This window comes from Ottowia sp., assembly GCF_047975795.1.
In the GTDB taxonomy this organism is placed as follows: Bacteria; Pseudomonadota; Gammaproteobacteria; order Burkholderiales; family Burkholderiaceae_C; genus Ottowia.
In genome coordinates, this window is the sequence record NZ_JBKEEE010000002.1 from 62,551 (window position 1) to 75,964 (window position 13,414).

Consider the following 13,414-nt stretch of genomic DNA (forward strand, 5'->3'; position numbering starts at 1 on the left):
TATTACTGAATATGACGAATACCACTGTTGCCGAATTCGCAAACGAACTCAAACGCCCGACCGATACGCTGCTGGAGCAGTTGCAAGCTGCGGGCGTGGCCAAAAAGTCCGCCACTGACGCGCTGACCGATGGCGACAAGCAAAAGCTGCTGGGCTATTTGCAAACCAGCCATGGCACCGCAGGCGCTGGGCGCAAAAAAATCACGCTGACCAAAAAGACCACCAGCGAAATCAAACAGGCCGATGCCACCGGCAAGGCGCGCACCATTCAGGTTGAAGTGCGTAAAAAACGCACCTTCGTCAAACGCGATGAAGAGGTGGCTGAAGTTGTACCCGCTGCGCCCGAACCAGTTTCTGTGCCTGTTACACCGCCTGCACCATCTGCTCCAGCGGTATCGGTGATTGATGCGGTCGAGCAGGAGCGCCGTGCCGAAGAAGCCCGTCGCCAGGCCGAATTGCTGCGTCGCCAAGAAGAAGATGCCGCGGAGAAACGCCGCCTGCGTGCCGAGCAAGAGCGCGCTGCTGCTGAATCTGCCGATTCGGCCAAAGAAGCTGTGGCGGCTGAAGCGGCTGCTCCGTCGGTGCCTGAGTCTCCAAGTCCCGCAGAAGCTGCATCCGCCACGCCTGCTGCGGCGAACAACAAGGCGGCGGTGGATGCGCCGCAAGCCAAGCCAGAAACGGCTGCGCAGTCGAGCGCCGAAGACGAAGCCGCACGAGTCAAAGAGCAAGAGGCCAAGCGCCGCAAGGCACTGGCCGAAGCCGAGGCCATTCGCGCCATGATGAACAAGCCGCGCAAGGTGCTGGTGGCCAAAAAGCCTGAAGATGCCAAGTCTGGCGCTGCCAAAGGCACTTTGCACAAACCGGCGGGTGCAGGCAAAGCGGGCGGTGCGTCAACGACGGGGGCACAAAAAGAAATCAAATCAGCCAAGCTGTCGTCCAGTTGGGCGGGTGATGCGGGCAAGAAAAAAGGCATTCCCACCCGTGGCGACAGCAGCGGCGGCGTAGGCCGCAACAACTGGCGCAGTGGCCCCCGTGGCCGTCGGGGTGACCGTGGCCGCGATGCGCACAGCGCCGCGCCCGCTGCGGCAGTGGAGTTTCGTGCGATTGAAGTGCACGTGCCCGAAACCATCACCGTGGCCGAGCTGGCGCACAAGATGGCGATCAAGGCGTCTGAGGTCATCAAGGCGCTGATGAAGATGGGCCAGATGGTCACCATCAACCAGCCGCTGGACCAGGACACGGCCATGATCGTGGTTGAAGAAATGGGCCACACCGCCGTGGTGGCCGCGCTGGATGACCCGGAAGCGTTTACCGACGAAGAAGTGCAAAACCAGCAGGCCGACGCGCTGCCGCGCCCGCCGGTGGTTACCGTCATGGGGCACGTCGATCATGGCAAAACCTCTTTGCTGGACTACATCCGCAAGGCCAAGGTCACGGCGGGCGAAGCCGGTGGTATTACCCAGCACATTGGCGCTTACCATGTCGATACGCCGCGCGGTGTGGTGTCGTTCCTCGATACGCCGGGTCACGAGGCATTCACGGCCATGCGCGCGCGCGGTGCGCAGGCCACCGACATCGTGATTTTGGTGGTGGCCGCCGATGATGGCGTGATGCCGCAAACCAAAGAGGCCATCAAGCACGCCAAGGCAGCCGGGGTGCCCATCGTGGTGGCGATCAACAAGATTGACAAGCCCGATGCCAACTTGGAGCGCGTCAAAGGCGAGCTGGTGGCCGAAGAAGTGGTGCCCGAAGAGTTTGGCGGTGATGCGCCTTTTGTGTCCGTGTCGGCCAAGACGGGGCAGGGCATTGATGATTTGCTGGAGCAGGTGCTGCTGCAAGCCGAGGTGCTGGAGCTGAAAGCGCCCGTTGACGCGGCTGCCAAAGGCTTGGTGGTGGAAGCCAGCCTGGACAAAGGCCGCGGCCCGGTGGCCACCATCTTGGTGCAGTCGGGCACGCTGAGTGTGGGCGATGTGGTGCTGGCTGGGCAAACCTCGGGCCGCGTGCGCGCCATGCTGGATGAAGACGGCAAGGCCATCAAATCGGCTGGGCCGTCGATTCCTGTTGAAATTCAGGGTCTGGGCGATGTGCCGCAGGCGGGCGATGAGTTCATGGTGCTGGCCGACGAGCGCCGCGCGCGCGAAATTGCCACTTACCGCGCAGGCAAGTTCCGCAATACCAAATTGGCCAAGCAGCAGGCGGCCAAGCTGGAGAACATGTTTGCCGACATGACGGCGGGCGAGGTCAAGACCCTGCCCATCATCATCAAGGCCGACGTGCAGGGTTCGCAAGAAGCGTTGGGTGCATCGTTGCTCAAGCTGTCCACCGACGAGGTCAAGGTACAGCTGGTCTACACCGGCGTGGGCGGTATCAGCGAGAGCGATGTCAACTTGGGTATTGCCTCCAAGGCCATCATCATCGGCTTCAACACCCGCGCCGATGCCGGTGCGCGCAAGCTGGCTGAGGCCAACGACGTCGAAATCCGCTACTACAACATCATCTACGACGCCGTGGATGAGCTGAAGTCCGCCATGTCCGGCCTGCTGGCACCCGAGCAGAAGGAAGAAATCATCGGCATGGCCGAGATCCGCACCGTGTTCGTGGCCTCCAAAATCGGCACCGTGGCCGGCTGTATGGTCACCGACGGTTTGGTGCGGCGCGACGCGCACTTCCGTCTGCTGCGCGACAACGTGGTCATCTACAGCGGTGAGCTGGAATCGCTCAAGCGCGTCAAAGACGACGTTAAGGAAGTTAAAGAGGGCTTTGAGTGCGGTATCAAGCTCAAGAACTACAACGACATCAAAGAGGGTGACCAACTGGAGTTCTTCGAGATCAAGGAGATTGCCCGGAGCTTGTAATCAAAATGGCTGTCAGCGCTTTCTTAGCATGCGCTGGCAGCTATTTGTTTGATAGCTTCCGGTGCCCGCCATGCCCCGCAAGAGTTCTACACCCAATCGCGGCTTTCGCATCGCCGACCAGATCCAGCGCGATCTGTCGGAGCTGATCGCGCGCGAGTTGAAAGACCCTCGCGTGGGCATGGTGACCATTAACGCAGTGGAAGTGACGCCCGACTATGCACATGCCAAGGTGTTTTTCAGCGTGCTGACAGGCGATACGGCAGAGACTGAAGCAGCGCTCAACCACGCCGCAGGCCATTTGCGCAATGGCCTGTTCAAGCGCTTGCACATTCACACCGTACCCACGCTGCACTTCATCTTCGACCGCACCACCGAACGGGCGGCCGACATGAACGCGCTGATCGCCAAAGCCGTGGCTTCTCGCTCCAAGGACGAGGGGCCTGCTTGAATGGCTGCCACTCGTGCACGGGTGCAGCGTCGCCCCGTGCATGGGGTGCTGCTGCTCGACAAACCGCTGGGCCTGTCCAGCAATCAGGCGCTGCAAAAAGCCAAGTGGCTGCTGCGCGCTGAAAAAGCGGGTCACACCGGCACGCTGGATCCGCTGGCCACTGGCGTGTTACCGCTATGCTTTGGCGCTGCCACTAAGTTCAGTCAAGGCCATCTGGACGCCGATAAAACTTATGAGGCCACGCTGCGCCTGGGCGTGCGCACCAGCACCGGCGATGCAGAAGGCGATGTGATCGACACCCAGCCGGTACCCGACATCTCGCTTGCACAACTGGAGGCGGTGTGCCAGCGCTTTACGGGCCGTATCGCACAAGTGCCGCCCATGCACAGCGCGCTTAAAAAAGACGGCAAGCCGCTGTACGCATACGCCCGTGCAGGTGTTGAGGTGGAACGCACTCCGCGCGAGGTTGAAATTTATACGCTTAATTTGGATTTAACGCTTGATACATCTGCGCAGGCAGCTATCAATATTGAAGTTAAATGCAGCAAAGGCACGTATATCCGTACGCTGGGCGAAGACATTGGCGCTGCGCTGGGTTGCGGCGGTCACTTGAGGCGGTTGCGGCGCGTGCTCACCGGGCCGTTCAGTGCGGCGCAATGCGTGTCGCTAGAAGCATTGGAAGCCATGGGCGATGCCGAGCGTCTGGCCCAGTTGCAAGCGCCGCAGGTGCTGTTGTCAGGTCATCAAACGGTGACGCTGGCTGAAGATGACGCAGGCCGTTTTTTAAGCGGCATGCGCCGCCGCGGCGACTGGCCCGACGCCGAGCGCGTGGCCGTGTTTGGTGCCAGCCCCCATGCATTGCTGGGCACGGCCCACGTCAAAGCGGGCGAGCTGATACCAGGCCGCCTGCTCAGCCCCGTCGAGATTCAGCAAACCTTGCTGCAAAACCCCACCAAGCACCTGCATGACCAACAGTGAAACAACTTTGACGCAGCGCATGCACTGGCAAGGGCGGGAAATCGCCTGGACACGGCTTGGCGCGGGGCAGCCTGTGGTGTTTTGCCACGGCACGCCGTGGTCGTCATGGCTGTGGCGCGAAGCTGCCTTGGCATTGAGCCATGACTTCTCGGTCTATTTGTGGGACATGCCGGGGTATGGCCTGTCGTCCATGCACTCTGACCATGCCGTCGATCTGGACGTGCAAGGCCAGGTGTTGGCGTGTCTGCTGGATCACTGGGGTCTGCAAGGCCAGGCCCATGTGGTGGCGCACGATTTTGGCGGGGCCGTGTCTTTGCGGGCGCACCTGGTGCACGGTGCTGCGTACCGCTCGCTGTGCCTGGTCGATGTGGTGGCCTTGGGCGAATGGGGGTCGCCGTTTTTCCGGCTGGTGGCGGACAACCATGCCGTCTTTGAGCAACTGCCACCGCACATTCATCAAGCCTGCGTGCAGGCTTACATTCAAAGCGCGGCGCACCAGCCCTTGGCCGCGCACGTGCTGCAAGCGCTGTGTCGTCCCTGGCTGAGTCCAGCGGGACAGCAGGCGTTTTACCGTCAGATTGCACAGGCCGATCAGCGTTTCACGCAAGACATCGAAGTGCTGTACCCCAGCATCGCTATACCGACCCACATCATCTGGGGCGAAGCCGATAGCTGGATCCCGCTGGCGCGCGGCCAGGCGCTGCAAGCGGTCATTCCTGGGGCATCGCTGGAGCGCATTGCAGGGGCAGGCCACCTGATTCAACTGGATGCGCCCACCGCATTGGGCGTGGCCTTGCACCGCTGGCTGCGTGCGCAATCGGCGGCATGTGTCCGGTAATGAATTCTGTGTTCATCCAATTTTCATGATTCTTTTTAATCAGTTATGACCAAGCAAGTTCGCAACATCGCCATCATCGCCCACGTTGACCACGGCAAGACCACCATGGTCGATCAACTGCTGCGCCAGTCGGGCACCTTTGCCGCGCATGAGAAGGTGGAAGACACCGTCATGGACAACAACGCCATCGAGCGCGAGCGCGGCATCACCATTCTGGCCAAAAACTGCGCCGTGTCCTGGAACGGTATGCACATCAACATCGTCGATACCCCCGGCCACGCCGATTTTGGCGGCGAGGTGGAGCGTGCGCTGTCGATGGTCGATGGCGTGCTGCTGCTGATCGACGCGCAAGAAGGCCCCATGCCGCAAACCCGCTTTGTTACCAAGAAGGCGCTGGCCCTGGGCCTGAAGCCCATCGTGGTGGTCAACAAGGTGGACAAGCCGGGGGCCAACTGCGACAAGGTGATCAACGCCGCGTTCGACTTGTTCGACAAACTGGGTGCCACTGACGAACAACTGGATTTTCCCGTGGTCTATGCCTCGGGCATCAACGGCTGGTCGTCGCTGCAAGAAGGCGAGGCGGGCGAGCAATGGGGGCCGGACATGTCGGCGCTGTTTGAAACCATCCTCAAACATGTGCCACCACACCAGGGCGACGCCAGTGCACCGCTGCAACTGCAAATCTCGGCGCTGGATTTTTCCACCTTCGTGGGCCGTATTGGCGTGGGGCGCATCAATGCGGGCACGCTCAAACCTGGCATGGACGTGCTGGTGATGGAAGGGCCGGACGGCAATACGCTAAAGGGTCGCATCAACCAGGTGCACAAATTTCAAGGGCTGGACCGTGTGCAGGCGACCGAGGCCGGGCCGGGCGACATCGTGCTGATCAACGGCATTGCCGACATCGGCATCGGCGTGACGGTGACCGACCCGCTCAAGCCCGCGCCGCTGCCCATGCTGAATATCGATGAGCCAACGCTGACCATGAACTTCTGCGTCAACACCAGCCCGCTGGCCGGGCGCGAGGGCAAGTACGTCACCAGTCGCCAAATCTGGGACCGGCTGCAAAAAGAGCTGCAAAGCAACGTCGCCTTGCGCGTGAGCGAGACCGACGAGGACGGAATTTTTGAAGTCTCAGGCCGCGGCGAGCTGCACCTGACCATCCTGCTGGAAAACATGCGCCGCGAAGGCTACGAGCTGGCCGTCAGCAAGCCGCGCGTGGTATTTCGCGACATTGACGGGCAAAAGAGCGAGCCTATCGAGCTGGTCACCGCCGACATCGAAGAAGGCCACCAGGGCGGCGTCATGCAGGCGCTGGGTGAGCGCAAGGGCGAGCTGGTCAACATGGAGCCGGACGGCCGCGGCCGCGTGCGGCTGGAATACCGCATTCCGGCACGCGGATTGATCGGGTTCAGCAACGAGTTTTTGAACCTGACGCGCGGCTCGGGGCTGATCAGCAATATCTTTGACGGTTATGAGCCGCACAAGGGCGACATTGGTGGGCGCAAGAACGGCGTACTCATCAGCATGGACGACGGTGAAATCTTCACCTACGCCCTGGGCAAGCTGGACGATCGCGGCCGCATGTTCGTCAAAGCCGGTGACCCGGTGTACGAAGGCATGATCGTCGGCGTGCACAACCGCGACAACGACCTGGTGGTCAACGCCACGCGCACCAAGCAGCTCACCAACTTCCGCGTCAGCGGCAAGGAAGACGCCATCAAGGTCACCCCGCCGATCGAACTGACGCTGGAATACGGCGTTGAATTCATCGAGGACGACGAACTGGTCGAAATCACCCCCAAGAGCGTGCGTCTGCGCAAGCGCCACCTGAAAGAGCACGAGCGCAAGCGGGCCAGCCGTGAAGGGGCGTGACAAGAGCTGCAGCACAGCCACGCATGCCGCAGACATCCATGAGTACACCATTTCAAACGCCGATGGGCACGTTCGGCTCAGCGCGGGATGATGTGCTGGTTTTTGTGCCCAACGAAAACCGCTTTGACGCGACGCCTTTGCAACGCAAGCTTTCAAAATGGTTGCCTTGGCTGTTTGGTGGGACATTCATAGCCTTGCCCGTGGTACTCCCAGCGCTGCTTGCCGATCGTGCTGGTGGGGGCGTGCAAGGGTATTTGAAAGCCTTCGAGGCCGTGGTTCTCCAACAGCCCTGGCTTTGGATCAAACTCTTGACTCAGGCGCTGGCTGCTGGACTGCTTGTATGGCTTGTCATGGTGTTGCCATCGCGCGGACGACTTGAGTTAAGCCGTCATGAACTGCGTTACCGCACCAATATTCCAGTTTTGCAGCACCTTTTGGATTGGCGCCTGAATTTGGATGATGTGCGTGCTGAACGCATTCGCCCAAAGTGGGCTGAGATGCCAAACGGCTTGGGGCAGTTGCCGGTTGCTCGCCTCACCTGGGGTCACGGCATGCGCTACGTGGTGCCAGCAAACTGGAGCCTGATGGGCCAAACCAGCCCACCGCTGCGCGCGTCGGTGAAAACTTATGGCTGGGCAAGTTGGAGACACCCTGAAAACCAGCAAGCTCAAAAGCACAACCTGATGACCAGGCCATTGATGATGGCCTTGCAGGCGCTGGACGTGCCGTTGCCGCCTTTTGACGGGCGTGGCACGCAAAATGCGGGGTTGGATCTGAACAGCTATCCGCGCATACGCGCTGTTTTGGGCGCAGTGGCGGTGCTTGTCCTGCTCAGCACAGCGCTTTATTTCTGGACCAGCGCTGATTTCTTTACGACCGCGCCTGCGCCCTGGCTGGTTTGGGGCGCAGGTGGGGCGGCGGCATGTTCGGCATGGCTGTGGATGTGGCCCGATCACGCATTGCCTGAGCACCGACAGGTGATACCGCATGAACTGGGGTTGGCCAAAGTGTTTTGCGCAGGCATGGTGGGCATCGGGTTTGCATGGTGCATGCCACAAGCGCTGCTGACCTGGGCCAAGGTGTCTGTGCCTGAGCAGACGGTGCGCTATGTCGTGCAACACGGGCCAACACCGTATTTGAAGTCGATAAACCATGCAGGGCAAATCCCTCGCATCTATACGTGGCCTGCTGGAGACCGGGTGAGCGCCGTGTTGGATGAATCCACCGAATTTGATCTGGCACTTCGACGGGGCTATCGCGGTTGGTGGTGGCAATACGATGCCGAGCCTTTGCTTGAGGCTGCGCGGGCGCATTATGAAAAGTTACCTGCGTCCTAAACAGGTGCATTGAAAAGCACCTTCATGACCACGCTCAATACCGCCGCCCACGCACCTGCCTGGAGCCACGCCCGCGCGGCCTGGGTGATGGTGCTGGCCACGCTGCTGTGGTCCATCGTCGGGGTGGTGACGCGCCAGCTACAGGCCGCGCAGGGCTTTGAAATCACGTTTTGGCGTAGTTTTTTCAATGCGCTGGCGCTGTTGGTGATTTTTCCTTTTTGGCAGGGTTCGGGTGTATTTGCACGTTTCCCGTGGCGCAGTTGGGCATTCTGGTTGTCAGGGCTGTGCTGGGCGACCATGTTCACCGCCTTCATGGTGGCGCTGACCATGACTGGCGTGGCCCGCGTGCTGGTTACCATGGCGCTGGGGCCGTTGCTGACGGCGTTGTTGTCGCGTGTCGCCACCGGGCACCGCCTGCCTGCGCGCACCTGGGTGGCGATTGTGCTGGCGGGCGTGGGCATGGGCTGGATGTTTGCCGGGCGGCTGGGTGAGGGCGGTGCTGCTGCCTCTACAGAATGGCTAGGTTCGGTGGTGGCGTTGGGCGTGCCCATTGGGGCGGCCATCAACTGGACGGTGGTGCAGCGCAGTCAGGCGCGCGGTGCATCCATCAACCTGGTGCCCGCCGTTTTGCTGGGTGGGGTGCTGTCGGCGGCGTTCACGCTGCCCTTGGCGTGGCCGCTTCAGGCCACAGCGCATGATCTGGCTTGGCTGTCGCTGCTGGGTGTGATGCAACTGGCCGTGCCCTGCGTGCTGGTAGTGCTGGCCGCGCAGGTGTTGCCTGCGGCCGAGGTGTCGTTGTTGGCGCTGCTGGAAGTGGTGTTCGGCATCTTGCTGGTGTGGTGGCTGGCGGGCGAAGCGCCCAGGCCCGAGGTGCTGCAAGGTGGCGCGCTGGTTCTGGGCGCGCTGCTGGGCAACGAATGGGTGGGTTGGCGCAACGCCTCGCGTGATGAGCAGGTACCGCTGGGGCCTGCGTGAGCGGCATCACCTCACACCACAGGTGTGGCTGCTTGATTTGGATGCTTGGGTCGCCGCTGATACACACGGTGCCGCGTGTTGAAGCTGCTGTCCGTACAGATGGGATGGCGGGCTTTGTGTCTGAGGCAGCAAACTCCCGTCACGTCCTGTAACCCACGTTCGTCACGCCCGGTGATGGCCCGCCTGGCGGGTGGCTGCACGGTATCATCGGCGGTTCTGTTTGTTCTCCTTGCGGGTCTGCCCAAGGTCTTGCGCCAGTGCGTCTTAATTCCATCAAGCTTTCGGGCTTCAAGTCTTTCGCTGAACCCACCAATTTCATGCTGCCGGGCCAACTGGTGGGCGTGGTGGGGCCTAACGGCTGCGGCAAATCGAACATCATGGACGCGGTGCGTTGGGTGCTGGGCGAGTCCAAGGCCAGCGAGCTGCGTGGCGAGTCGATGCAGGACGTGATCTTCAACGGCACCACGTCGCGCAAGGCTGCGTCACGCTCGTCGGTGGAGCTGGTGTTTGACAATGCCGATCACCGCGCCGGCGGCCAATGGAGCCAGTTCACCGAGATTGCGGTCAAGCGCGTGCTCACGCGCGACGGCGGCAGCAGCTACTACATCAACAACCAGCCGGTGCGCCGCCGCGACGTGCAGGACGTGTTTTTGGGCACGGGTCTTGGCCCGCGCGCCTACGCCATCATCGGCCAGGGCACCATCAGCCGCATCATTGAAAGCCGCCCGGAAGAGCTGCGCCTGTTTCTGGAAGAAGCAGCGGGCGTCAGTAAGTACAAAGAGCGTCGCCGCGAGACCGAAAACCGACTGTCAGACACGCGCGAGAACCTCACGCGGGTAGAAGACATTCTGCGCGAGCTGAACAACAACCTCGAAAAGCTGGAAAAGCAGGCCGAGGTGGCGCAGCAGTACCAAAGCCTGCAAGCGGGCGCGCAGCTCAAGCAAAACCAACTCTGGTTTTTGAAGCGCGCCGAGGCCGACGAGGGTCAGGGCAAGCTCAAGGTGGATGCCGAAAAAGCCGCCAACGATTTGGAGTCGCGCATTGCCGATCTGCGCCACGTCGAGGCCGATCTGGAAACCATTCGCCAAGCGCACTATGCCGCGGGCGATCAGGTCAATCAGGCACAAGGGCATTTGTACGAAGCCAGCGCCGAAGTGGGGCGGCTGGAGGCCGAGATCCGCTTCGTGGTTGAAGGCCGTCAGCGTGCCGAAAACCGCCTGGTGCAACTGCAAGAGCAAATTGCCCAATGGCTTACCCGCAGCACCGAAGCCGAGGCCGAGATCGAAACCCTGGTCGAGCAGGGCGCAACGGCTGAAGACCAGTCCATCACCTTGGCCGCGCAACTGGAAGAGCAGCAATTGCAACTGCCCGATCTGGAGGATGCGCTGCATCAGGCCCAGGGTAAGTCGGCTGAGCAACGCGGCTCGGTGGCCCAGGTGCAGCAACAAATTCAGGTGTTGGCGGCCGAACAGCGCGGCATCGAGGAGCAGTCGCGCCAGTTGGGCGTGCGGCGCGAGCGCCTCGACACCGATCGCAAGGCGCTGGCTGCCCCCGATGAGCAACGTTTGGTCAATCTGCAAGCCCAGTTGAGCACAGCGCAGGAAGCCGCCGAGGTGGCCGACGCTCGCCTGCACGAGTTGCAAGACAGCGTGCCGCAGCTGGATGAGGCGCGCCGCTCTGCGCAGCAGGCCGTCAACACCGAAGGCGGCAAGCAGGCCGACCTGACCGCGCGGCTGGAGGCTCTGCGCACGCTGCAAGACAAAGTCAAAACCGACGGCAAACTGCAACCCTGGCTGGCCAAGCATGGACTGGACGGTTTGCAGGGCCTGTGGAGCCGCATCCACGTCGAGCCCGGCTGGGAAAACGCGCTGGAAGCCGCGCTGCGCGAGCGCATGAGCGCGCTGGAAGTCAGCCGCCTGGACATGGTGCGTGCCTTTGCCGCCGATGCGCCACCGGCCAAACTGGCCTTTTACAGCCCGCCCAGCGCCAGCGCGCCCGAAGGTGCGGCCAAGCTGCCGCGTCTGGCTGACCTGCTGCGCCTGGCCGATGCGGGGCAAAAAGCGCTGCTCACCGATTGGCTGGGTGGCTGCTACACCGCTGCATCGCTGGAAGATGCCCTAGCCCAGCGCAGCCAGTTGCAGCCGGGCGATGCCATCTACGTGCAAAGCGGCCACTGCGTCACCGCGCACAGCGTTAGTTTTTATGCCCCTGATTCTGAGCAAGCAGGTCTGCTGGCGCGCCAGCAGGAAATCGAAAACCTGGAAAAGCAGCAGCGCGCGCAACACCTCATCAGCGAAGAAGCGCGCAACGCCCTGGTCAAGGCCGAGGCGGCGTACAGCGATGCCTCGCAACGCCTGTCCACCACCCGCAGCGAAGCCGCCGAAACCCGCCAGCGCGCGCACGAGGCGCAGGTTGAAACCCTGCGCTTGCAGCAACTGGCCGAGCAAGCCCGCGCGCGCAGCGAGCAAATTGAGGGCGATCTGGCCGAGGTCGATGCCAGTCTGGAGGCGCTGCAAGAGCGCCGCGTCACTGCCGAAGCACGCTTTGAAGAGCTGGACATGCAACTGGCCGACACACAAGAGCGCCATGCTCAACTGGACGAGCGTGTGATCGAGTCCGAGCGCAAACTGGCCGAAGCGCGAGAGCAGCTGCGTACGCTGGAGCGCCAGTCGCAAGAGGCCACGTTTGCCCAGCGCAGCCTGGAAGCACGCCGTGCCGAGCTGGCCCGCACCATCGACACCGCCGCGCAGCAAAGCACCGCCATTGAAACCGAAACCCAGCGCGCGCAGGAAGAGCTGACGCGCCTGACCGATGCTTCAGCCCAAGCTGGCCTGCAAGCCGCCTTGGGCCTGAAGCTGGAGCGCGAGCAAAGCCTGGGCGCGCTGCGCAGCACTTATGACGATCTGACCACCAAACTGCGCGCCAGCGACGAGCGCCGCTTGGGGTTTGAGCGCGAGCTGGAGCCGCTGCGCCAGCGCATCACCGACCTGCAATTGAAAGAGCAGGCCGCGCGGCTGGGCACTGAGCAGTACACCCAATTGCTGGCCGACGCCCAGGCTGATCTGGCGGCGGTGGAACAGTCGGTTGCCGAAGGCAATGTGCGCTTGAGTGGCTTGCAAGGCGAGATCGACCGCCTGCACCGCGAGATTCAGGCGCTGGGTGCGGTCAACCTGGCGGCGCTGGACGAGCTGACCAGCGCGCGCGAGCGCAAGCAGTTTCTGGATGCGCAATCGGCCGATTTGACCGAGGCCATGACCACGCTGGAAGACGCCATCAAGAAGATCGATGGTGAAACGCGCGAGTTGCTGGGTGGCACCTTCAACACCGTCAACGAGCATTTTGGCCGCATGTTCCCCGAGTTGTTCGGCGGCGGACAGGCCAGGCTGGTGATGACCGGCGAAGAGATTCTGGACTCCGGCGTGCAGGTCATGGCCCAGCCGCCGGGCAAGAAGAACCAGACCATTCACCTGCTCTCCGGCGGTGAAAAAGCGCTCACCGCCATTGCGCTGGTGTTCGCCATCTTCCAGCTCAACCCGGCGCCGTTCTGTTTGCTGGACGAGGTGGACGCGCCGCTGGACGACGCCAATACCGAGCGCTACAGCAAGCTGGTGACCAAGATGTCGCAGGACACACAGTTTCTCTTCATCAGCCACAACAAGATCGCCATGGAAATGGCCGAGCAACTGATTGGCGTGACGATGCAGGAGCAGGGCGTCTCCCGCATCGTCGCGGTGGACATGGAAGGCGCCCTGGGCATGGCAGAGGCATGAACGCACGCCGGAGGTTCGCCCCGTGAGCGCGCTGCAGGTGGGCCTGGCCGTGGCCGGCGGTCTGCTGCTGGGTGGCGTGATCGCCTGGGAGACCTGGAACGCCCGCCGCCACACGCCGCGCCAGCCCTTGCCCGAGCAGCGCCCGTCCGCGGCCGAGAGCGATGCCGAGCCGGACGCCGGGAGCAGCCGGGGCGAGCCCGGCCTGGACGACACGCCCGGCGCCCTGGCCCCGCTGGGCCCGGTGCCGCCGCTGGAGCGCCGCCCGCGGCTGGACGCGCTGATCGACGTGCTGGCCCCCATTGCCTTCGACGGCCGCGTGGTCTCGGGCGACGCCGTGC

The 13,414-nt window shown here is 62.4% G+C and carries 8 protein-coding genes and 1 pseudogene; all 9 read left to right on the forward strand.

The window, feature by feature from the left end:
* The first annotated feature begins 11 nt into the window (after window positions 1-11).
* On the forward strand, window positions 12-2,855 hold the full coding sequence (gene infB / locus ACK5NW_RS00305; RefSeq protein ID WP_416924253.1) for a translation initiation factor IF-2: 2,844 nt from the start codon (window positions 12-14) through the stop codon (window positions 2,853-2,855).
* Between the two features lie 70 nt (window positions 2,856-2,925).
* Window positions 2,926-3,303, forward strand: a complete 378-nt coding sequence (gene rbfA / locus ACK5NW_RS00310) for a 30S ribosome-binding factor RbfA (RefSeq protein WP_416924254.1) — start codon at window positions 2,926-2,928, stop codon at window positions 3,301-3,303.
* The gene (gene truB / locus ACK5NW_RS00315) at window positions 3,304-4,281 is read left to right on the forward strand and encodes a tRNA pseudouridine(55) synthase TruB (RefSeq protein WP_416924255.1); all 978 of its coding nucleotides are present in this window, start codon (window positions 3,304-3,306) and stop codon (window positions 4,279-4,281) included.
* Window positions 4,268-5,119: an alpha/beta fold hydrolase gene (locus ACK5NW_RS00320; RefSeq protein WP_416924256.1), complete on the forward strand. Its 852-nt coding sequence runs from the start codon at window positions 4,268-4,270 to the stop codon at window positions 5,117-5,119. Before truB ends, ACK5NW_RS00320 begins: the two co-directional genes overlap by 14 nt.
* A 45-nt stretch (window positions 5,120-5,164) precedes the next feature.
* A complete protein-coding gene (typA, locus tag ACK5NW_RS00325; protein WP_416924257.1) occupies window positions 5,165-6,994 on the forward strand; it encodes a translational GTPase TypA in 1,830 nt (609 codons plus the stop codon).
* Window positions 6,995-7,677: 683 nt separating this feature from the next.
* Complete coding sequence (locus tag ACK5NW_RS00330) at window positions 7,678-8,331, forward strand: hypothetical protein (protein ID WP_416924258.1); 654 nt, start codon at window positions 7,678-7,680, stop codon at window positions 8,329-8,331.
* Between the two features lie 24 nt (window positions 8,332-8,355).
* The gene (locus tag ACK5NW_RS00335) at window positions 8,356-9,306 is read left to right on the forward strand and encodes a DMT family transporter (RefSeq protein ID WP_416924259.1); all 951 of its coding nucleotides are present in this window, start codon (window positions 8,356-8,358) and stop codon (window positions 9,304-9,306) included.
* 257 nt (window positions 9,307-9,563) lie between these two features.
* The gene (gene smc / locus ACK5NW_RS00340; RefSeq protein WP_416924260.1) at window positions 9,564-13,076 is read left to right on the forward strand and encodes a chromosome segregation protein SMC; all 3,513 of its coding nucleotides are present in this window, start codon (window positions 9,564-9,566) and stop codon (window positions 13,074-13,076) included.
* 22 nt (window positions 13,077-13,098) lie between these two features.
* A pseudogene (locus tag ACK5NW_RS00345) lies at window positions 13,099-13,414 on the forward strand (cell division protein FtsZ); the annotation flags it as partial.